Source organism: Enterobacter sp. J49 (assembly GCF_002148625.1).
Lineage (GTDB): Bacteria > Pseudomonadota > Gammaproteobacteria > Enterobacterales > Enterobacteriaceae > Enterobacter > Enterobacter ludwigii.
On sequence record NZ_MWPY01000031.1, the window covers coordinates 159670 to 180694 of the forward strand.

Here is a 21025-nt window from a genome sequence, read left to right on the forward strand (position 1 = left end):
AATCCTACGGATAAATTACTTACTTATGAACATTTTTTTGCTGGATACTTTTTGGAGAAAACACTTGAATACTTTTATCACAGTTTCGATATCAGTTATCAGTGCTGTGATTGGCGGGATTATCGCTGGTTACTTTTCGCTTCGAGCGACAAACCAATCGCATGCTAATCAAAAGGAAATTGCCGAGCATAATGAGCTTCAGGTAATCAAAAGTTTACTTCAAGCAATTCACGACGAAATTGAAACTGTCTTCGAAAATTATCAAACAACAATGGGGAATCGACTCGAATCCTTACAAGATGGACACCCCCTTTTTTGGTATTACCCTTTAGTAAGTGATTTCTTTAATGTTTATAACGGCAATACCTTTCTGATAGGAAGAATCAAAGACCACGACCTCAGAAAAAACATTATCAAAACCTATACATTAGGCAAGGGTATGATTGACTCGTACCGATTGAATAATGATTTAGTACAAAAAACAGAACACTGGAACTTTGTTTATGCTGAGACTCAGCAACAAATTCACCTTGAAAGGCTTCGAGCCCAAGAAAAAGGGCTCATTGATTATGCAAAAACTTTAAAAACGCAACATTTTGTATTAAAAGAAAATGTTAACATAACATTGCGGGCGTTAAGGAAAAGTGGTGTTCTAACTGACACAAAATAAACCTTTTCAAGCGATACATGTTAATTTTTTTTCACCTTGAGCAATATAATTTTTATAGGCTTGATGATATATCAGGCCTTTTTCGTCATACACGCACCTGGCGCATTTCTTACCGCACTTTCCCCCCACGCACTTAGGTACGCAATCCAAGATGCACCGCTGGATTACCAAACACCGACTGAATTCATAACGGACTGGCGAAACAGGAAATATGAAGAAAAATCAACCGACATTACTAACTGACGGTTGTAGCTAATACAGGGGGCAGGTCACACTCACTAAAGTTAACTTCCTGAACTGATAGTAATTATTGCTAATTTAAAATCAACACCCCCTACAGTAGAGGAATAATTACAAATTTGGCACTCTTATCACTTATGGAAAATATCAACAACAGGACGAGTTAAATTAAGGATTTTATTGGTGATGATAGCAGTTTTTATGTATGCATCATCAAACCTTTTACTGTTTGCATTGAGTTCTGTAATCATTTCACGGACTGACTGTTCATTATCACCTCGCGTTGAATGTTCGAGTAAAGACATGTTAGTAAGAAGTGTAGTTGAGATCAAATCGTCAAACTCATTAAGAAGTAAGATCCTGCCGAGCCCTGATTCATCAAGAAATACGTATTCTTTCTTAATCGACCATCCCCTTCGCGATAATTTAGACTGGAGATTCTCGAGCTCTTTGAGGGCTGGGTTAAGGGCGCTGGTTTTATCTTGTAACTCGGCCACGGCACGTATGACCTGCCCATATAGCTCCTCCTTAGCATCAATATTACTAAAGATTGATATGAGATTCTCTTTAGCCAGTTTCATCCGACCAAGGATAAGCCGCAAATCGACATATTTTTCAATAAGTAACTCTGCGTCATTTAACGCTTTTTCGTCCACTTTCTGTTGTAACCAGTGTGGGGCAGATCTAAATGCAAGCCACGCTATAACTGTTGTTACCAAAGAGGATGCGGCGGCTATCCAGTCCGGAAAGGAACCAGCATCGGTTTTAAGCGCCAGTGTGTTATAAAGTATGCATGCGGAGAATATACCTATGATAACCAGCAATAAAATAAAAAAAGGAAAAAGCACAAACCTGTATATCTGGGAAGCTAAGCGTTGTAAAGCGTTCATATCTGTGTCACAAAAAGTTGTTTAATCCAAAAAAACAAGAACCTCCATTATGTTAAAGCATTTCATCACCAATTTATAGTCCTCATCTCCTTTTTGTACTTGTTTATACCTGCCGTATTATATTGCTCTCCTAGTTCGAAAATTTTCGGGATTCAGGTTTCTACCTGACATTAATAGGATACTTGTAAATGTTGTTTTAAGGTGTGTTAGATGTCCTTTAAGAGCCGTGGGTTCAACAGGTCGATGCAACGCTATTCTTAATCAAGGGGAGACGCACGTTTCAAGCGCAAACATCAATGACATATCTCCTGGGAAAGCTTTGCCCTTCCCTTGCCCATAACCAAACCGCTTGCCAGAAAGCAGCGCGGGTGGAAAACACGGCGTGCTCTGAACTGCTATGATTCTGAAGCGCGCTACAGCCTCATCGTCTCCCTGCATGTACCTGAGACCGGTGTCGATCTGCTGACACCGATACAGTTTAAAGGGGATGCGCTCATCACCAGCCAGATCGACATTACGTCCTGAAAAAAGAGATGCGTTTTCATCCGGCGCTAAACGCATTCGCCTCTCTCACCGGGACTGAATCGCCACGGGTCTAATCACCGCTGCTCCCGTATCACCTTTTTCACCTGGCAGAACACCCGCTGGCAGACTGACCAGAACGTTGACCCTACGGACGATGAGCGGGATACAGGGTTGTCCTTCTGGATTGGCCTCTCATCGCCGGAGATGCTCTGTTGTTCCACCACGGCGGGCACTACAGTGCTCTGCGTCGCGACAGGCGCAACCTCAAGCTCCAGCGAAAGCTGATCCTCAGCTGGGATGTTGTCGCCCTCTGCTGCTGTCTCATCCCGGAGTTTAATCCCCTGCGCTTCGAGCCAGGAGATATCCAGTTGCCAGGCATGACGAGAGCGTTCCCGCCACACGTCAAAGGCCTCATCCACATAGTCAAATGCGCCCTGAAGGGACCAGCCGTTGACGAGCGCCAGATGAGCCACCGCCTCGTCCTTTTTACCCCGGAGCCCGCTGAACCCCATGTGTTTGACTTCATGACAGGATGGGCATAACGCGATGAGCCCGGTGAGGGTCTGACACTGCCTGTCATCATCGTAATGCCAGATTTCATGGCACTCCACAGGCCATCGTGGCCCCTTTCCGCCGCAGACCTGGCATTTCCACCCTGCTGTTCTGGCCGTTTGTTGCCGTAACCGTTTCCAGTCCGATGAAGATACCGCACTTCTGACGTTATCGAACCAGCATGTCCGGGGCACCAGCTCAATGGTCAGTCTTGGCGGGTAAAAACTGACATCAGGTTCCCCCTCCAGAGCCTTCAGCACTCCCTTTTGAAGATACTCCTGACAGACATCAGAGAGGTTGTTTTTCCTGCACATCTCTACAAGCCACTCTTCCGACCGGTTATCACGGATTTTACATACCATGTAACGGAGCACTACTTCATGGGGTAAGGGCACAGCCTGTTCAATATCAGGGAAGAGATCCATGAAGACATCCTTTTGCCGAGGCGCGTTTCAGCTCATTATACGAAGAAGTTTGAGGGGATTAAACGGGTTAAGGTCGCGCTCTTCGTCCTTTGGCTGCATGAGTCAAATATGAAAGGATGTAGATGATTTATGTGATAAAATTCGTCTAATGAGAAATCAATTTTGCGAGTTGCAATACATCGTGCAATACACCGCGAAGAGGCAAAAATCCGCGTATGGATTCAAGGTGTACAAATAGCTATCTGTTGCTTTAACGAATGGTAAAAGGGTGCACAATGACTAAAAATACTGGTAAGGCTTACGAAGAGTTTGTTGGAGCTATACAACAAAGTTTGATAAATGCAGAACAAATCTCTCATTTAAAAAACATTAATGTTGAGGTAAATAAAAAAATAGTTGATAGAAACGGCATAACAAGACAATTCGATGTTTATTGGGAATTTAACCTAGGAGGGTATGAATATAAATCAGTAATTGAATGTAAGGACTATGCCTCGTCTATAACCATTGAAAAAATTGACGCATTTATTGGTAAAACTGCCGACATCCCCGGACTAAGGCTAATATATGCCACAAAAACTGGATATCAAAGCGGAACGCAAAAAAAAGCGGAACAACATAAAATCGATCTATTGATTGTCCGCGAGGCTGACAATAACGATTGGTGTGCTCCTGATGGTACGCCATTGATAAAAACAATCCAGTTGAATATTGTTGCAATTTTTCCACCAAGAATAACTTCGTTCTCACCGTTAGTCGATGCAAAATGGCTTGAATCAAGAAATGATTTAAACGTTGAAACGATTAATTCGAGCTTCAGTAGACTACTTAACAACGAGATATTCATTGTAGATAAAACATCTGACTCTAGGTATTCCCTCTATGACTTAGCAAACTCATTGGCTGGAAGAATACCTGACATTCAATACGGTGAAGGTACATATAAGGAAACGTTAGATGACGCGTACTTAGAATCTGAAAATGGGCATCTGAGTATAAAGCTCAAAGGATTTTCGCTTACGTATATACATAGCAAGCCAGCAGAAACCATTTCAACGATTGATTACTCCAAAGATTTATTAGGTATTGTGCAGAACTATATTTCCGGCACTAAGCAGATGGTTTTCAAAAATGGAATTATTAAATAGACATATTGACCTGCTCCCCATTGGTCAATGCAGACTGTTGCTAGATACTTCCGCTGTTGGCTCAAAGCCGACTCCCACGCTCAAGGCTCTGGCAACTAAGATATAGCTCCTACAAGCTTTGCCCTTCCCTTGCCAACAATCAAATAGCTTACACAACAAGATTATGCTGGTAGCATGCGAGTTACCCTGCCCTAGTTTATTGAGCCTAACCCGTTACCAGGGGAACGGGGTCTTAATTCCGCCATTCTTTGCACCGTTTACGAATTGTCATGAAATGTTCTACGGAGTCGCTGGAAGCATTCCCGGCAAGAATTGATGCCGCAGCAGATACGAGTGGTGCTGTATCAACGGTGTCGGGAAGCGACAGAAACTGGCTTTTGGGGTTATCATCAGCATCACCAAGACCCTTTTCATAAGGATATCTAGCGAGGCACTGCAGCAGAACTGGCTAACTGTTGGTACCTCACCGTTTACCCGGGCCAGGGATAGAGGAAAATACGACGTGCTTTTAAACGCTATGATTCTGAAGCTCGCTACCGCCTATTCTTTTTCATTTATGTACCCGAGACCAATACAGATTACAGTAAATACCTTCATCGCCTGACGGACTGAAAAACCCTCTAAAAGAATGATTAGTTTAAATGTCAACTATGGTAATCGCGCTCATCTGTGTTATAAGTATCCATTTGAATAGAGTTCTTTTACATATTGATCTTACTGAGAATACGCATCTACTAATGAAGGATTAGCATGTTGCTGATGAAGCATAACGACAATTGATCTTATACTTTATTCGGATAAATATAGCGATTGTATAAGTGCTGTTGTCTTTTCCATTATTAGCAAGAATTTTAAGCTTAGCATCACAAAAATACCAATATGAATTTATTTATTTTTAATGACACATAGTGTTTACTATTCAAGAAAGAACTGCTAAAATAAATATATTTAATAAAGTATATAAAATTATTTATATGGATTTGGTTGACAATAAACTCGGGAGAAAAATAATTGAAAGTAATAAGCTTGATTAATATGAAAGGAGGAGTTGGTAAGTCTACATTGGCGACTAATATTGCCGACCACCTTTCGGATAAACTAGGGCAAAAAATATTATTAATCGATATCGATCCACAATTTAACGCCACACAATGTGTCATGGATACTGCAAGATACGTTGAACACATGAAAAACGGTGGAGATAACATATGTGATATTTTTTATAGCTCTAAGATTCAGTTATCCACCATGACTGGTCCTTTGGTAAATTCACCTAAGGAATTAAAAGACATAAAGCCGGTTGAATTGAATGCTAATTTCCATATTATACCTGGAAGCCTTGGATTATATAAAATTGAAATGAAACCGGGCGAAGGAATTGAAAATAAGCTACGGCGCTTCCTAAAACTTCATGAGAATAGTTATGATTATGTCATAATCGATACCCCTCCCACCCCATCGGTTTGGATGTCTAGTGCATTGATAGCTTCGGGTTATTATTTGATACCAGCAAAACCTGACCCTCTTTCAATTACAGGCATAGATCTTTTAGATAGTATCATAAGTGAAAAGCGCGATAATTTCGATCTTAAGATAGAATGTGCTGGTATCGTTTTTAATATGGTTGAAGGTAATAGTAACTTATATGAAGAAAGTCTCAGATACTTCAAAAAACAAAAACGTTGGCGAGATAAGATTTTTACATCTTATCTTAGTAAACGTACCGAACTAGCGCGATTTCAAACGAGAGGTTTGTTTGTTAACAATTTAACAGACGAAGAGATGAAGCTTTCTCTTTCAAAGATTGTTGATGAACTCCTTTCCAGGGTAGGTGACATATGATTGATAAAAAAATCACACAAAAAGAGATCAAACAGCTCATTAATTTTTTAGAAGAATTTTCTTTTATTTCTAAGAAATTTTCTAGAATTAATTATTCAGATTTACTTAACAGCGTCTATAATGACAATTTAGATGTTTCAGAAAGATATATACAAAATAACAAAGATGATATTAAAGGTTATCTCGTAGGTTATCTTCCAAGAATCTTATTGGACAAAGATTTATTTCAAAAAAATAAAGACATTGATGATTTTGCACGTACTTTAGGTATTGAAATAAGTCGTCCTGAAAAACGTTCACGTGAAGAGATGATAGGGATAATAGTTTGTGATGTTCATGACAAAAATCTTTCGGACTTAGAGAAGGCTTATAATGTAATAAACTCTATGTCTAATAACCCTCTTGTTTTAAGTAAAATTAAAGAAAAGAAAATATTATCTAGTGCTCAAAACAAAGCATATGACTGGAATCAAGTAATAAAAGATATATTTAATAAGGATTGAATATGTCTAGAGAATTGAATAAAGATTTCATCGAGTTGGTGAATCATTTTTCCGAATATAAAATCGTGGGTATCTTTGGAAATGAAAAAACCAAAGGTAAAATAAGTATGATACACAAGAGGTACTACTCTCTTATGTCTCTTGTATATTGTCTATTTCACTTTTCTCGAAATAAAGTGGATGTTAAGGCGATGGAAAGATTACAAGAGACTTCATCTGATCTCGGTACTGCCATGTTTCTGGTTATTAACGGTGCTTATAAGCCAGCAAATTTAATGATGCGTAGCTGCATTGAAAACTTCATAAAATCAATAGGCTGTCTGATTGACTCATCTATTCTAGAGGAAAAATCCCTCTTTAAAGTTATACAAAGGACCGGAGAGCACTCAATATTTGAGCAGAACCCTCATATCTATGAGATATTAAAAAAAGAGTATTCCTCTCTTTGTAGCCATGTTCACACTGCAACGAAAAAGGAAATGGCGCATATAAAAGCTCTTAATGTTTTTCCAGAAATAGATATAGCCAGCATTGATAGTTTGTCAAAAGTTATTGATAAAACTGTTAAATCAATGATTATTATAGTTATAAAAATGTATCGTGACGCATTTTTTTCTTTTGCCTCAGAATATAGAGAAAAAATACTTATTAGCCTAACCCCCGCACAACGAGCTGAACTCCATTCTTATAATGAATAGTTGATCTATTAACATAAAAACTATCACTATTACGATAGTTTTTATGTTGGATATCAGACAATTTCACGCATTAGAATAAAAATCTCCATCCGTCAATTACACATTTAGATTCACTTTGAATATACTAAAATTAGCAATACTATCAAGCATATACTCAAACACTATCAATCGACCCGAATATCACACAACCGACCGACCATAGAGTTATCGATTCATAATTTTTCACCAGAGAATGAGAATTAGGTTTTTTGATGGAGTTCTTCATTTTCTTTTTCTAGTACTAACCGAAATTAACTCCCTTCCCCGCAGCTGGCCATTTGGATGACGCGGCCTTTGAGGGCTGACTTACAGCTAGTTAATTTCAAATTGAAGAACGTAAAGTTCTTCAATCATTTTCTATGTATAACATTTCATTTTTTAAACGAAAGAAAACCGATAACAAAGATCATTTTTCCTTACCCTTCTCGATTTGCGTTTTCAGTTGCTCAGAAAGACTGTCCAAAATACGTTTGAGAACTTCTCCACGCTGAGTTGGATCCATATATCGGAAGAGACCATTTAGTAACTCTAAATCTTTAGCTACACTCCTTTCGGCTCTTTCCTCATCGCCCTGCTTTTCACCAAAAAACCAAGACGCGCTTACGCCTGTTTCCTTGATTATCTTGCGAATTTGGGTCCACCCTGTAGGTACGGATTTCTTGTTTATATACCCCCTCAAAGTTGAATCAGGGATGCCTGTTTTTTCCACTAAAGAACCTATCGTATCCTTCGATTGTTCCATCGCCAGCGCGATTCTTTCACCAAAGTTGAAATCGCTATCACTCGCATCGTCAGTTACTTTCTTATTAGTCATATGCCATTCCAAAACATCAACTAATTGTTTGCCTGAATAGCTCATGCAAACAAACCGACCAATCACGAAAACTCACTTTACTTTCGCGAAATTTCGTGGCAGCCTATTTGTACATAATACAAGCAATCTCTGCTTGTAAATCCATCTTTGAGAATCGCATAAACAGGGCTGAAATGCCACGCCTGCGCTCGCCCTGAAAAAACTAAGCAGGCGAAGTCTGTACCGCCACTGTTCCCGGGGGCTCTGACTGTTGTAGCCGTCATGCTCGCTCCTCCCGTCCGGTTAGCCCGGGCACCCCGGATTTTTTTTACATCCAGAGAGGACTGAACATGACACTGCTCAGCCTGACCGGGGGCGTGTTTGGCTTTATCCACTGCGCTTACGGCCATTTTATCACCCTGGCGGGAACCGTCCTGCCTGCCTTTGTGCTACTGCGCATCCTCCTGACGGTGACCCTGCGCCTTGCCGGGACCGCCCGGACCGAAGCGCTGGCCAGAACCTTCGGGCGCTCGCGCATCCTGACCTACGGGCTGTTGCCCGTCATCGGCTGGCTGCTGCTACGGGCCCCCGGGGCGCTGGCGCTCGGGTTTGTGCTGCCCGAGAAGAGCAAACCCGGCTTTGAGGATGCCCTCACCACGCTGGCCCATCCCATGTCCACCGCCTTTCCGGGGGTGGTCACGCCCGAGCTGGTCGCCTGGCTCAGCATCTGCGCCGGGCTCCGGGCCCACGGGCTCTCCGTCACCCAGCTGGCCCTGCGCTACGTGCTCACGGCCGTGGTGGTGGGGCTGATTCGGGGCATCGTCACCGAGCGGATTTTCCTTAGGCTCGCGGCACGGAGGAAAGCCTGATGCAGCTCTATCATGCGCGCATTCGCAAGCCCGGAACGTATGTCGAACGCTGGCTTTCCCGGGGGATCCTGATTGCCTGTCCGGACAGCATGACCGGGCGGCTGCGGGCGTACGCCCTGCCGCTGGAGTGCACCTTCCGGGACGAGCGGCAGCCCTTCGGCCCCGGCGACGCGCTGCGCCTCGGCCACCGCCTGTCTCTCATCACCGCTACAGGTGACCGGGCCCGGGAATCGCTTTTTAGCACCGGGCTGCTGGTGTTGTGCTTCGACCACGCCCTGACGCCCCTGCATGACGCCGCCCTGCATCTGGGCGGTCCCGCCCCGGACATGCGCGACCTGCGGGGCGACTTTATCATCGAGGAGGGATACCCATGGAACTGATCCACGTCCGGCCTGGCCCCGGCGGCACCGGCACCGGCCTCTGGCTGCCGGTGCGCAGCGGGCGCGTCATTCTCTGCCTCACCGGAGGCGACTTTCACCCGGTGGCCATCGAGCTCGCCGCTCTCACCGAGTCCGAGCTGGTCAATGGCTACGCCATCCTGCCCCCGGACGAGCAGGTTCTCTGCGTGGTTCTGGACGATCCGGGGTCGTTTCTCTGCGGCCTGTACCCGCAGAAGCATATCCCGGTCATCAACGTCCGGCCGGGCAGCTACCGGGGCCGCCTCGCCTGCTTCATCGACGACGATACCTGGGTCTCCGGCGTCACCCTCACCGAGCTGGCCCAGGCGGACCGGCAGCGCCTTCCCGACCCGGAGCCGCTCACCCTCCCGGTGAACGACGCGGTGGTGCACCAGGAGCAGGAGCCCCTCCGGGGCGTGCGGCGCGTGGTGGCGACGGAAGTGCGTCTCGCCGTCCTGCTCGGGGAGATGCTGCCGCTGCTGCGCGACGCCGCCCGGGATGCGATCCAGGTGGCCCTCCGTGACATCCTCCCCTTTATGGCCCTTATTGCCCTGCTGATGGCGTTCGCCGAAGACTCCACTGTCGGGACCGCTCTCGCGCACCTGCTCACCCCCCTGGTGAGCTCGGTCTGGGGGCTGGTGCTGCTCTCGGTCATCTGCAGCTTTCCCTTTCTCTCGCCGCTCCTCGGCCCCGGGGCGGCCTTTACCCAGGTGGTGGGAGTCATCATCGGGACGCAGATCGGGGCCGGGACGTTGCCCCCCGCCCTGGCCCTGCCCGCGCTGTTCGCCATCAACGTCCAGGTCGGGTGCGACTTCATTCCCGTCGGGCTCGCCACCCAGGGGGCCACCCGGGCCACGATCGCCGCCGGGGTCCCGGCCTTCCTGCTCTCCCGCCAGCTGACCGGCCCCCTGGCGGTGGTCATTGGCTGGGCCTGCGCCACGGGGCTCTTCACCTGACGCCGGGCGGGTGACGGTTCGGGCCTGACGGACCGGACGTCGCCGGAGCGGGTGCCCGCGAGGGCCTGACAGCACGCGTTGACAACACCCTTCACCGGGTGGGGATGGCTGTTGCCTGAATTCGGCTCACCCGGCGGCGGGGAGGCCCCTGGCTATCCCGCGTTGCCTGTGTTTTACCGACGCCGGTGGCTGGCGGTCTCCCGGCTGTATCCGGGGTGCCGCTCGCGTCCGGCAATAACAACAACATCTGTTCCTTACCCCTCAGAAAAGGAGGCGCTACACCATGAAAATCAAGAATCTGCGATGGTACATTATTGTCCTGGTCATGCTGGGCACCATCACCAACTACCTGTCCCGCAACACGCTCGGGATTGCCGCCCCGACCATGCTGAAGGAAATCGGGTTTACCGAGCAGCAGTATTCCTGGATCACCGCCGCCTTCAACCTGGCCTATCCCATCGGCGGCGTCTTCGCCGGCTACATCATGGACCGGTTCGGGGTGCGCGCGGTCTTCTCCCTCATGGCCGTCCTCTGGTCGGTGTTTAATGCCCTGACCGGGTTCTTCAGCTCGTGGATCCCCATGATGATACTGCGCCTCGGCATCGGCCTCACCGAATCCACCTTCAACCCCGCCGGGATGAAGGTCTCCACCCAGTGGTTCCCCGCCCGGGAGCGCGGGCTCGCCTGCGGGGTCTACAGCGTCGGCACCTCGGCGGGAGCCATGCTCGCCCCGCCGGTCGTCGCCTGGTCCATCCTGCACTATAACTGGCGGGTCGCCTTCGTCATTGCCAGCGTCTTCGGCATCCTCTGGGCCGTGCTCTGGTGCGTGGCCTACCGCGCTCCGGAGAAGCATCCCCTGATGTCGGGCGCTGAGCTCGCCCTGATCGGCCGGGACACGTCACCGGTGGTCCGCCGCCGCGTCTCGCTAAAAACCCTGCTGCCCCGCCGCGACCTCTGGGCCATCTCGCTGCCCCGGATGTTTGCCGACCCCACCTGGGCGGCGCTGGGCTTCTGGATGCCCCTCTATCTCGTCACTGTCCGCCATCTTGACCTGAAGCAAATTGCCCTCTTCGCCTGGCTGCCGTTTCTCACCGCCGACGTGGGCTGCCTCTTCGCCGGGTTCTGCGCGGAAATGCTCAACCGCCGGGGGGTGAGCCTGGTCAACGCCAAGCGGATCACCTTCACCTTTGCGGCCCTCCTGATGACCCTGATGCCGCTCATCAACCACGTGACCAGCGCCGGGATGGCCATCACCCTCTTCTGCGTCGCCGGGTTCGCCCACCAGTGCGCCTCCATCACCGTCATCAGCATGTCCGGGGACTACTTCGACGAGAGCGAGGTCGGGACCGTCACCGGCTTTGCCGGACTCATCGGCGGCGTGGGCGGCTTTACCGGCACGCTTCTCATCGGTGCGGCCGTGGCCAGCATCGGCTACCACCTCGTTTTTGACGTGCTGGGCTTCCTCGATCTCATCGGGGCCGCCCTGCTCTGGACGCTGCTCCGGCAGCCCCGTCCCGCCCCCGCGCACGACAGCGCGTTTATTCCAGGTCTGTAACCCCACAGGGAGAAACCACCATGAAACAGTTCAGTGAAGCCGATATCCAGCGCCTGAGACAGGCGTATCAGGACGATCCCCGCATCCTCACGAAAATCCGTGAGGACAATGACGTGATGCTAAACAATCCGGTCCTGGTGCCGGAAACCGGCTGCGCCAGCTGGGAGCTCTTCTACTTCTGCCCCACCCACGGCGTGCCGCTTATCTGGGACCGCCACGCCTCCGAGCACTACCGCTGCCCGGTCGGCGACGAGGTCCTGACGGGCGAGCCGTTCCGGGGAGGATGGTGGCGCAAGCTCAACGATCTCAACGCCCGGGCCTGCTACCAGCTCGGCATCGCCTGGATGCTCACCGGCGACAAAACCTACTTTAACCGGGTGCGGGAGATCCTCATGCAGTACGCCCGGTACTACCCCGGCTACGCCGAGCACGGGGGGATCCCCTACAACGGCCCCGGCAAGATGAACGCCCAGACCCTCTGCGACGCACTGTGTCTGTGCGAGTTTGTGAAGGGGTATGACCTGATTTTCGACGACCTGACGGAGAACGAGCGGCTGGTCATCGAGCGGGATCTGCTTCGCGCCTGCGCCGAGTTTCTTATCAGCAAGCGCTGGGAGCAGCTCCATAACCATGAGGTGCGGATCAACAGCGCGCTGGCCATGGCAGGCGCAGTGCTGGACGACGCGCACTATCTCGAGGTCGGGGTGAACGAGGCATGGGGGCTGCGGGACCAGCTCCGCTGCGGCGTGCTGAAGGGCGGGCTGTGGTTCGAAGGCTCCCTGCACTACCACCACTATGCCCTGCAGGGCTTCTTCGAGTTTGAGCGCATGATCCGCTACGCCCATCAGGAGTACAGCATGATGAGCATGCCGCAGTACCGCAGGATGCTCACCCTGCCCTTACACCTGCTCATGCCCGATGACACCGAGCCTGCCTTTAACGACTGTATACCGCTCAAGGACACCGTGAGGTACCCGGACCTGTACGAGTTTGCCTACGCCTGCACCGGGGACGAGGCCTGCGCCCGGATGCTCTCCATCATCTACGACCGGGAGCCGCGCACCAGCCTGGCGGCGTTCCTTTACGGCGATCCGCGCCTGCGCCTCACGGAGCCGGTCCGGGAGACGGGGAACTATCACGATCCGGACAACGGCATCACCATTATCCGCCGTCCCGAACACGGCCGGGCCGTAGTGCTCAAACACACCCCGTACGGGGGCGAGCACGATCACTACGACAAGCCCGGGCTCATTATCTACGATGACAACGTGGCGATCCTCCCGGACATGGGCACGACCGGTTACGGCGCGCCGATGCACTACAGCTACTACAAAAATACCCTCACTCATAACGTCCTGTGTGTGGAGAATTTCAACCAGCCGCCGGTGAACCCCGAGACCCTCAGCTTCACGGAAACGGATGACTACGCGGAGGTTACTGTCGAAATTGACTGGCGCCAGCCTCCGGCAGACGTGCCGAGCCTCACCCGCGTGGAGTGGAATACGCATGCTTACCGGGATATCGTCTACCGGCGAAAGGTGATCGTCTATGAGCACATGGTGATTGATATCTCCCGCGTGACGAACCCGCATTGCCGTCAGTTGGACAACACCCTGCATCTAGACGGGGAGCGGCTCCTGTCCACCGGTGCTTTTACCCCCCTGCATGTTTCTGACCCGGGCGAACCGATGCACTACTTCAGCGACTGCTTTGTCAGCCAGATGGAGCGCACGATGAGCGTGCCGTTCCGCACCCTGTCGGGGAAAAAAATCCAGATCCACTGCGCCTGCAGCGATCCGTATGCGGAACTCCATCAGCTGACCGGTCCGGCAAATCCACCCGTCGGGTCACTGAGCTACCTTAAAACCCGCTCGCGCGCCAGGACGGTGGTCAGTGTGTACGTGATCGACCTGAGTCCTGAGGAGGAACAGATGCGCAACGTCTTCATCTCCCTGCGTCAGAACACCGTCAACATCGCCTCCAGCCAGCACCGGGAGATCCTGACCCATCACTTCTGAGTCTCAGGCCTGACGGCGGTTCGCCGCCGTCAGGCTCACACGCGCTGTCTACGGCAGCATTTTTTTCCGTTTCTGTGAATACATGACGCTGTCGCTTTTCGCCAGCATCTCCTCCAGAGAAACCGGGTTGGCCGGATCCAGATGCTGTACGCCATACGAATAATTAATGTTGTATGGCTTTTCGGCCTGCCGGTTATGGTTCTCCACCGCGTCCTGGAGCACCGTAAGATACGTGGCGGCATCGGGCATGTTTGCCAGCAGGACCACGAACTCATCGCCACTCAGTCGCGCGGCAATATCCCCTTCGGCAAGTGGTCCCAGTAACAGCGCTGAGAACGTCTTCAGCACGTGATCCCCTTCAGCATGTCCCCACAGATCGTTGATGGATTTGAACTTATCCAGATCGAAGAAAATCAGACTGGCTCCGGCATGCCGCTCATTGACCTCAGACAGGCGTCTTTCCGCCCGGCGGTAAAATCCACGGCGATTCGGTAAGCCCGTCAGGCTGTCCTTCATCGCCATCTCTGTCAGCTTAAATTCATCTTCCACGATGAAGGCCATATCTTTCAGCATCTCAATGTCAGCCTCGCTGAACTCACGCGGCTTGCGGTCAATGATGCACAACGATCCCCCCACATGCCCGTCCGGAAGATGAACAGGGTAACCGGCATAAAAGCGGATGTACGGTGAGCCGGTGACCAGGGGATTGTCATGAAACCGGTCGTCCAGAGACGCATCGTTCACGATGAACGGCCCCTGCTGCAAAATAGCGTGTGCACAAAACGAAATATCGCGCGGTGTTTCGCGCTCAGCCACGCCTTCACAGGCGAGAAACCATTGACGATCGCGACCAAGGAGGCTGATAAGCACCACCGGGGCCTGAAAGAGTTTCTTCGTCACCCGGGTTAACCGCTGAAACTGTTCATCACTGCGAACATCCAGCATATTGCTCTGATACAGGGATTGCAGCCGCGCTTCTTCATTGTGCGGAAGGCCAGGAAATTTCATATCACCTCGTCATGACGCCAGGAGTACACGGATTCACTTACTCTTTCGAACCACAGAATCAGTCTACACAAGTATAGATTGCTCCTTGCCCCTGACGTGCGCCTGGCTGGCATGACGAGCGATAAGATATTTCTTTGGTTTCAGACATGGACATCGACGACATTGAAGGGATCTGCGGGGTTGTGGAAAGTATGAGGCTAACGGTCAGACGCCGTGCAGATGATGAGATCCGCACGAAATTGAAAGAAAAATGCTGGCAGTATCTAGCGACTGCCGGTCAGGGAGGCTGAGTATGCGCACAGTCTGTTTTGCCCCCCAGTGTGCACTAGTTAGGGCAAAGCCCGGTCGGGGCGTTCTTCGGACCACATTCCGAAAAACCATAGACGCGATATCCCTTCTCTTTCATGCAGCTCAGGATGTGATCGCGTCGGGCAGTAAACTGCGCGCTGGTTTCTCCCCGATAGGAGCCATTCAGGCTCCAGTGCGGATCGTCAAGATCCGCACCGGGGTTAACACCGCAGGCATACAGATCGGCCTTACGCTGCGTAACGCTGGTCCTGCCCGTAGCGTCCTGTTTCTGGAAAAGCTGGATCCAGGGGACATAATCGTAACGGGAGGAATCCATATCCGCTACCACGCACCCGGTGAGCAGCATGACACAGGCTAAAACAGTTTTTTGCATGTAAGACCTCACTGCTTACGGTCTCCTGATTTGATTGGCGCTAGCCCTTCTCCGGAGAAGATCAAAAAAACGGCAGAGTGACATCATCGCTCTGCCGTTGAAAAGTCGGACAACATTTTCTGCGAGTATAAAGAGCACGATATGTTAAGTAAATCAGATTGATGATTTCATGCTAAACATCCGGCCTCGCTTTTACCGTCACGGCACCGCGTGGGTTTGACGGATTCTGTTTTTCACGCTGTAGTCCCCGCCAGAGAATGCTTCACACCCTTAATTTTCATCTATCGAGATCACGTTTCCTGTCCGCAGATCCACGCGCGCAGAGACCGTCTCCTTGACGACCCCACCGAAGGCGTTCGTGCCGCGGAAAGTGGTCTGTACGGTGGCATGCGGATCGTCGGTAAGCACCAGACGGTACAGCGTCGAAAGGTGTTTGTAGGAGGAATCATCATGCATGCTGGCTTTAATCAGCGTCTCCAGCGGACGGTAAGCCCCGTTCCAGCCGCTGAAATTATCCTGGAAGGTATCAAAGTTGATCCGTTTCTGCAGCAACGCTGGATTGTTCTGGTATTCATTGAAGCACCAGCCTGAGACCACGCCAAGCGTCGTCTCAGGCTGGGTGGTATAGGTATGCTGACTGACGCAGGCATAAAAGGCCTCGGTATATCCGGCGGCGACGGGATTGAGGGCCATATAGGCATTTATGATGGTATGCCGCTTATCTTTACGCGCTTTGCGAAATTCGTCCAGGGTCATGTCTGCATATTTAAAGGCTGGCTGAGCAGCTTCAGTCTTTTTCGGTTTCACAGCGTCTTTCGCCACAGACTGACGGCTGTCCGCCGGCTGGATGATCGCATTCACCGCGCACAACGCCAGAAAACCGCCCAGATAGATGGCGCAGGATCGTTTGCGATTGGGCATCTGGACAAGTGAGGGTTTAATCAGGCCGAGAATAAAGGCCACAAACAGTACAAAAGCGAGTAAAGAAAGCAAGGTGCTCATCATGTTCCTTATGGTTCATAATTTCCTGTGAAAACAAGCCTATACTACCAAATAAATCCGCAGGATGCGTAAAATTTTCAGGTACCATTCTGGCAAACTGACAGGGAATAACGCTGGCACCGTCCTGAACCTGTTTGTCCGGGGAATGACCGTCCGCTCTGACCCACACTGGCGGATGCAGTTATCGCTGCGATAGAATAATATAGATAATTCAATTTACAGCGGTTTTAATCCGATGCCGGGTTAAGGCATTCTGGTGTTCTAAAAAGGAGTTTGTTAATGAAAGACAATAAGCACGTGGAGAAATTCAGGGCGAACCACCTTAATCCCGGTGAAACGGTTATCCAGTGGGGGGAAGGCTATATTGGCAAAATGATGGGTAATGGCAAGGACAGACAGCATAATGGCGTGCTCATCGTGACAGGACAGCGTGTGGCGTTCTACCGCAAGGGTTTTATCGGAGAAGTGATTGAGACCATCCCGTTAAAATCCATCACGTCGATTGAACGCAAATCCACGCTGGGTCACCGGGTCATCCGGATCCATACCTCCCATGACGACCTGGAGTTTAAGATGTTCAGCAAAGAGGCTGAGCTGGCCCTGATTGAGGCCATTGAAGCCGGGCGCGAGATCAAGACAGAAACGCCTGCAGCAGAACCGGCTGGGGCTCATCAGGATCCCTATGAGCAGCTCAAAAAGCTCTCCGGACTAAAAGAGAGCGGCATTATTTCGGAAGAGGAATTCCAAGCGAAAAAAAGCAAATTAATGGAGCTGATTTAACCGCCATCACCGGTATGAATAAACGTCGCGCCATTATATTAATCCGCAGGGTTGATGTTCTGATGGCGCTTCCTGCACAACGAACTGTCGGGTTGTTCAACCGGTCCACCGCTTCCCCTCCCCTTCCAGGCTAATTATGAGCAGGGGATCATCCCGCAACAACGCAACCTTTTTTTGTCTGACAGAATTTACCTGTCACATCTCCCTGCCGTCGTGACACGGTCAGATTTTCATTCCGGTAAATAACACGATGAACAATAAAGGATAAGTGCGCGTTGTTAAAATCAGTGCTTCAGCGCCTGAACATTCTGATATTTAATCCGCATAAATGCATAAGACGGGATATCAGCTATGTTAGTATGATGTCTTAATATTTAACGTCTTCCCCTATTTGCGCTGCGTGTCGTAAGGCAAGGTTACAGGGGTGTACCAGGCCTGAAAACATGCAGCGCATTTACTGTTCCTGATGCCCTATGCTTTTGTGTGACTCCCCGTATTTTCTCCTTCGTTCACGAGAGACATCACGTTCTCCTCTGGAAGACGCGCGCGTGAATATTTATTCAGGTACACGTAGAACGGTTGCTGGTAAAAAACAGGGTCGCCGCACCGGACGGTTTCACACACGTTCGGTTTGCAGCGAAAGGTTAACCCTGCCCCACTCTGCTGCAACAGTGCCCTGATTTTCGCATTATCCAGCAATCGAACCTCCCCTTTAAACCCCTGAGCCCGTAATGTCTGCAGGGCGTCATGAAACGCCTCCGAATACAGCAGTTCACTGCCAACCAGCAGATTCAGTTCCGCCCACAGCGCCGCTGCCGTATTGTGGCAGGTCAGGGACAGTTCCAGACAACGAACAGACTCTTCAAAACAGGCCGGGCAGGCGACCGGATTCAGGTGGATAAACAGATCGTCATCGTCATGGATATGTTCGGCGTACTTGATGACCGGGCAGTCCCGGATATCCGGGACCACGATCTGCAGGATTTCGTCAAAAAAGGAGGCATGCACCACCGGCGACGATATCGTTAAGGGGGCCCGACTTTTACGCTTCGAAATACTCTGAAGGGAGAGATAGTGCGGCAAAATTTGCCGATAAACGTTGATGCCAAACGGAGTGAGTGTCACGTTGTTACGCTCGATAATGACCAGCTTTTCACCGAACCAGTTTTCGGTATTTTTCAGCATCCTCGAGACCGGCGGTACGGTCAGGCACAGTTTATCCGCTGTCTTTTTGAGACTCTTTTCCTGCGCCACCGTGACAAAAGCGGCCATAGCCTTAGATATAAACACAATCATCCCCTTTACATCGACTTCTGAACCTTCACCATAATGACCAACAGGGATATAAATCCTTAGCCTAATTTTTATTTCTAACGAAACAAAAAACATCCCAGAAATAGCAAAGCGGAGATAAACCCTTCCTCAACGGTGCCGGAGGGTCAGCCCGGAAGTTGTAACCAGTCATGAGTGTACGCCGTCACAGCAAGGTGAAGTTCCGCAGTCCCCTGCCCCACCCTGAGCCGGGCGCGCCGCATTGCGACAACCAGAAGCCAGTGCAGACAAAACGCGAGTCCTGAACCGTTGTGTAAGGTATTTGGCCAGCTCTAAGGCTGCCACCACCGTCTCTGATGAAAAAACACACATCAATAGTATAAAATTCAACAAGATACAATCGATGGCAGGTCGTAAGGCCCGGGTGACGTACAACAACGCACCCGATATTTAAATTTCGGGCTGTAAAATACAGCAGATGAGAGAACGTCTGTGGCTCACCTGCCCTTTTTCCAGAGTAAAAGGAGTGCACTGACTATAAGATGTGAGCGGTCCATTCATGTCCGAACGGTTAGCGCATCCGAACACACCACGCCGACCGCCCAAAAGTCATCACAGGCTCCGGGACCATGGTCCCGGCATATTTCCCTTCGTATTGACGCGAGACGTTACACGCGGTCGAGAGTGAGCGGCCTGCCCCTGACAGGTAGTGTTGTCTCATTATTCAGCTGATATTTCCCGATCGGGACCATGGTCCCGGTCAGTGCCCCCTTTTTAAAGGTCATGCCTTTACCGACCCGGACAGGGACAGTCTGGGCATGACATGCAGCACGGCCCCCTCTTTCAGCCTCAGACTTTATGACCGGGAGCACGGTCCCGGTCGGTATCCTTTACTTTCTTCTCAGGATAACACCAGGTTCAGACGATCCTGTTGGGTCAATACAGGCGGCGCGGGACGCCTCTCTCAGTCTGAGATTGCCAGAGCGAGACCATGGTACCAGGTAATGACCTTTACATTTAAGTGAGGGTGAACGTATTGTTCAGAATGTCCTTTGGGGTCACACAGGTTGCGTTGAGTTGCCTGGTCAACATGAGATGTCATGATCGGGACCACGGTCCCAGTCAGTGTCCTTACTTTAACGCTATGCATGTATCCGGTTCGGACAGACCAGTCTGGGTATGACAGGCAATGATAACGCCTCATTCAGCGTGTGACTTCCCCGTTGGGACCATGGTCCCAGCCACCGCTATTACCTTTTGTTAATGTAAAATACCCGCCCCGGACAGGCAGGTCTGTCCGTTGCAGGCAGTGCTGCACCCTCACTCAGGGTGAGACCTCCTGGACGGGACAAGGGTCCAGGGGTCTCTTCTCACCGTCCCGGACACTGCCCATCCCGTGTATCCCCTGCCATTATCCTTTACTCAGGGAAGAGATTGTCTTTGCGATGAACACCATAAGGTTCTGAATGGAGGCGTTTGGAGTCATATCCTTACCACAATTGCCTCAGACTGCAGGACCATTCCTCTGCAACCAGGATCCATCATCTGAACGTTTCTCTCGTGTGGGACCGTGGTCCCAATAGCTGATTCAGGCAGTCTGCGCAAGAGCTCATCTCATTAGCCCACTCGTATGGCGTATGGATACAATGTTAAACAGTTACATTTGCCGGGACCATGGTCCCATACGTAGGTGCGGGTATGGAACAGTGAGTGGACGAAGTCACCGTCTGAATAACGGTGGGACCGTGGTCCCACCTTCGCCATGACATCCCGTCAAAGCAGCGGTCGGTCTTGGGCATCCACGAAACGGACAAGGCATTCACGTTCTTCATCGACAACGGTTCTGCGAACAGGAAGGTTTCTGGAAGGGTACCCGGGCCTGAAACGAATCATAAAAATTCCACGGTTGTCGCAATACGGTACAACGCCGGGTATGCCTGCAGGCGGCACGGAACACAGATTTTTTACCGCGCATTGCGGCAGTCTGGGTTCAGGTGCACATTCAGCTCACGCAAAGAGATCAACCGGGACCATGGTCCCACCTGAAGGGTACTGGTACTGGCTAGAACCACTGTTCGTATGCAGAAAAAAAGCATGTATTTGCCTCAGCCGTCTGGCGTCCCGTCACGGTAGCGGAACGGGTTCTGCCTGGTCTGAATG

At 50.3% G+C, this 21025-nt stretch carries 19 protein-coding genes; 11 read left to right on the forward strand and 8 right to left on the reverse strand.

Features of this window, described 5'->3' with window-relative positions; genetic code table 11:
* Window positions 1-64: 64 nt before the first annotated feature.
* A complete protein-coding gene (locus tag BJP35_RS12510; RefSeq protein WP_086463297.1) occupies window positions 65-670 on the forward strand; it encodes a hypothetical protein in 606 nt (201 codons plus the stop codon).
* Between the two features lie 371 nt (window positions 671-1041).
* Here the strand turns inward: BJP35_RS12510 and BJP35_RS12515 are convergent, their stop codons facing one another.
* The 3 genes from BJP35_RS12515 to BJP35_RS12525 all read right to left on the reverse strand — a co-directional run bounded on the left by BJP35_RS12515 (window position 1042) and on the right by BJP35_RS12525 (window position 3302).
* Window positions 1042-1800: a hypothetical protein gene (locus BJP35_RS12515; protein ID WP_086463249.1), complete on the reverse strand. Its 759-nt coding sequence runs from the start codon at window positions 1798-1800 to the stop codon at window positions 1042-1044.
* A gap of 261 nt (window positions 1801-2061) precedes the next feature.
* The gene (locus BJP35_RS24445; protein ID WP_179193667.1) at window positions 2062-2361 is read right to left on the reverse strand and encodes a hypothetical protein; all 300 of its coding nucleotides are present in this window, start codon (window positions 2359-2361) and stop codon (window positions 2062-2064) included.
* Between the two features lie 38 nt (window positions 2362-2399).
* Entirely contained in the window at window positions 2400-3302 is a 903-nt protein-coding gene (locus tag BJP35_RS12525; RefSeq protein ID WP_086463251.1) for a hypothetical protein, read from the reverse strand.
* 275 nt (window positions 3303-3577) lie between these two features.
* Between BJP35_RS12525 and BJP35_RS12530 the strand changes: the two genes are divergently transcribed.
* From BJP35_RS12530 to BJP35_RS12545, 4 genes are all read left to right on the forward strand, one after another.
* Window positions 3578-4450 carry a hypothetical protein gene (locus BJP35_RS12530; protein ID WP_086463252.1) on the forward strand — a complete coding sequence of 291 codons (873 nt, stop codon included), beginning with the start codon at window positions 3578-3580 and terminating at the stop codon, window positions 4448-4450.
* Window positions 4451-5461: 1011 nt separating this feature from the next.
* Window positions 5462-6292 carry a ParA family protein gene (locus tag BJP35_RS12535; protein WP_086463253.1) on the forward strand — a complete coding sequence of 277 codons (831 nt, stop codon included), beginning with the start codon at window positions 5462-5464 and terminating at the stop codon, window positions 6290-6292.
* Window positions 6289-6795: a hypothetical protein gene (locus BJP35_RS12540; RefSeq protein ID WP_086463254.1), complete on the forward strand. Its 507-nt coding sequence runs from the start codon at window positions 6289-6291 to the stop codon at window positions 6793-6795. The genes BJP35_RS12535 and BJP35_RS12540 overlap by 4 nt, the downstream gene beginning before the upstream one ends.
* Before the next feature lie 2 nt (window positions 6796-6797).
* On the forward strand, window positions 6798-7493 hold the full coding sequence (locus BJP35_RS12545) for a hypothetical protein (protein ID WP_086463255.1): 696 nt from the start codon (window positions 6798-6800) through the stop codon (window positions 7491-7493).
* Between the two features lie 445 nt (window positions 7494-7938).
* Here BJP35_RS12545 and BJP35_RS12550 read toward each other — a convergent pair whose 3' ends face one another.
* A complete protein-coding gene (locus tag BJP35_RS12550) occupies window positions 7939-8391 on the reverse strand; it encodes a helix-turn-helix transcriptional regulator (protein ID WP_143349631.1) in 453 nt (150 codons plus the stop codon).
* A gap of 284 nt (window positions 8392-8675) precedes the next feature.
* On the opposite strand from BJP35_RS12550, the gene BJP35_RS12555 reads away from it, so the two are divergent.
* From BJP35_RS12555 to BJP35_RS12575, 5 genes are all read left to right on the forward strand, one after another.
* A complete protein-coding gene (locus tag BJP35_RS12555; RefSeq protein WP_052768135.1) occupies window positions 8676-9194 on the forward strand; it encodes a PTS glucitol/sorbitol transporter subunit IIC in 519 nt (172 codons plus the stop codon).
* Window positions 9194-9574 (forward strand): PTS glucitol/sorbitol transporter subunit IIA, encoded by a 381-nt coding sequence (locus BJP35_RS24270; RefSeq protein ID WP_143349632.1) that lies wholly within the window; start codon window positions 9194-9196, stop codon window positions 9572-9574. Before BJP35_RS12555 ends, BJP35_RS24270 begins: the two co-directional genes overlap by 1 nt.
* On the forward strand, window positions 9565-10548 hold the full coding sequence (locus BJP35_RS12565) for a PTS glucitol/sorbitol transporter subunit IIB (protein ID WP_086463257.1): 984 nt from the start codon (window positions 9565-9567) through the stop codon (window positions 10546-10548). The genes BJP35_RS24270 and BJP35_RS12565 overlap by 10 nt, the downstream gene beginning before the upstream one ends.
* Before the next feature lie 283 nt (window positions 10549-10831).
* The gene (locus BJP35_RS12570; protein WP_086463258.1) at window positions 10832-12103 is read left to right on the forward strand and encodes an MFS transporter; all 1272 of its coding nucleotides are present in this window, start codon (window positions 10832-10834) and stop codon (window positions 12101-12103) included.
* A 20-nt stretch (window positions 12104-12123) separates the two neighbouring features.
* A complete protein-coding gene (locus BJP35_RS12575) occupies window positions 12124-14121 on the forward strand; it encodes a heparinase II/III family protein (protein ID WP_086463259.1) in 1998 nt (665 codons plus the stop codon).
* Between the two features lie 48 nt (window positions 14122-14169).
* Here BJP35_RS12575 and BJP35_RS12580 read toward each other — a convergent pair whose 3' ends face one another.
* The 3 genes from BJP35_RS12580 to BJP35_RS12590 form a co-directional block, all read right to left on the reverse strand.
* Complete coding sequence (locus BJP35_RS12580) at window positions 14170-15129, reverse strand: sensor domain-containing diguanylate cyclase (protein ID WP_086463260.1); 960 nt, start codon at window positions 15127-15129, stop codon at window positions 14170-14172.
* Window positions 15130-15454: 325 nt separating this feature from the next.
* A complete protein-coding gene (locus tag BJP35_RS12585; RefSeq protein WP_086463261.1) occupies window positions 15455-15811 on the reverse strand; it encodes a hypothetical protein in 357 nt (118 codons plus the stop codon).
* Between the two features lie 270 nt (window positions 15812-16081).
* Window positions 16082-16813, reverse strand: a complete 732-nt coding sequence (locus BJP35_RS12590; RefSeq protein ID WP_086463262.1) for a hypothetical protein — start codon at window positions 16811-16813, stop codon at window positions 16082-16084.
* A 279-nt stretch (window positions 16814-17092) separates the two neighbouring features.
* On the opposite strand from BJP35_RS12590, the gene BJP35_RS12595 reads away from it, so the two are divergent.
* On the forward strand, window positions 17093-17593 hold the full coding sequence (locus BJP35_RS12595; RefSeq protein WP_086463263.1) for an SHOCT domain-containing protein: 501 nt from the start codon (window positions 17093-17095) through the stop codon (window positions 17591-17593).
* Window positions 17594-18064: 471 nt separating this feature from the next.
* Here BJP35_RS12595 and BJP35_RS12600 read toward each other — a convergent pair whose 3' ends face one another.
* Window positions 18065-18883, reverse strand: coding sequence for a LysR family transcriptional regulator (locus BJP35_RS12600; RefSeq protein ID WP_179193668.1), 819 nt, complete (start codon window positions 18881-18883; stop codon window positions 18065-18067).
* Between the last annotated feature and the right edge of the window lie 2142 nt (window positions 18884-21025).

What these genes read in the sequence shown, in the direction of transcription:
- BJP35_RS12550 (WP_143349631.1), bottom strand. Translation starts at nt 8,391, where the DNA reads ATGAGCTATTCAGGCAAACAATTAGTTGATGTTTTGGAATGGCATATG.
- BJP35_RS12540 (WP_086463254.1), top strand. Translation starts at nt 6,289, where the DNA reads ATGATTGATAAAAAAATCACACAAAAAGAGATCAAACAGCTCATTAAT.
- BJP35_RS24270 (WP_143349632.1), top strand. Translation starts at nt 9,194, where the DNA reads ATGCAGCTCTATCATGCGCGCATTCGCAAGCCCGGAACGTATGTCGAA.
- BJP35_RS12575 (WP_086463259.1), top strand. Translation starts at nt 12,124, where the DNA reads ATGAAACAGTTCAGTGAAGCCGATATCCAGCGCCTGAGACAGGCGTAT.
- BJP35_RS12580 (WP_086463260.1), bottom strand. Translation starts at nt 15,129, where the DNA reads ATGAAATTTCCTGGCCTTCCGCACAATGAAGAAGCGCGGCTGCAATCC.
- BJP35_RS12570 (WP_086463258.1), top strand. Translation starts at nt 10,832, where the DNA reads ATGAAAATCAAGAATCTGCGATGGTACATTATTGTCCTGGTCATGCTG.
- BJP35_RS12595 (WP_086463263.1), top strand. Translation starts at nt 17,093, where the DNA reads ATGAAAGACAATAAGCACGTGGAGAAATTCAGGGCGAACCACCTTAAT.
- BJP35_RS12515 (WP_086463249.1), bottom strand. Translation starts at nt 1,800, where the DNA reads ATGAACGCTTTACAACGCTTAGCTTCCCAGATATACAGGTTTGTGCTT.
- BJP35_RS12555 (WP_052768135.1), top strand. Translation starts at nt 8,676, where the DNA reads ATGACACTGCTCAGCCTGACCGGGGGCGTGTTTGGCTTTATCCACTGC.
- BJP35_RS12545 (WP_086463255.1), top strand. Translation starts at nt 6,798, where the DNA reads ATGTCTAGAGAATTGAATAAAGATTTCATCGAGTTGGTGAATCATTTT.
- BJP35_RS12525 (WP_086463251.1), bottom strand. Translation starts at nt 3,302, where the DNA reads ATGGATCTCTTCCCTGATATTGAACAGGCTGTGCCCTTACCCCATGAA.
- BJP35_RS24445 (WP_179193667.1), bottom strand. Translation starts at nt 2,361, where the DNA reads ATGCGTTTAGCGCCGGATGAAAACGCATCTCTTTTTTCAGGACGTAAT.
- BJP35_RS12590 (WP_086463262.1), bottom strand. Translation starts at nt 16,813, where the DNA reads ATGAGCACCTTGCTTTCTTTACTCGCTTTTGTACTGTTTGTGGCCTTT.
- BJP35_RS12530 (WP_086463252.1), top strand. Translation starts at nt 3,578, where the DNA reads ATGACTAAAAATACTGGTAAGGCTTACGAAGAGTTTGTTGGAGCTATA.
- BJP35_RS12565 (WP_086463257.1), top strand. Translation starts at nt 9,565, where the DNA reads ATGGAACTGATCCACGTCCGGCCTGGCCCCGGCGGCACCGGCACCGGC.
- BJP35_RS12585 (WP_086463261.1), bottom strand. Translation starts at nt 15,811, where the DNA reads ATGCAAAAAACTGTTTTAGCCTGTGTCATGCTGCTCACCGGGTGCGTG.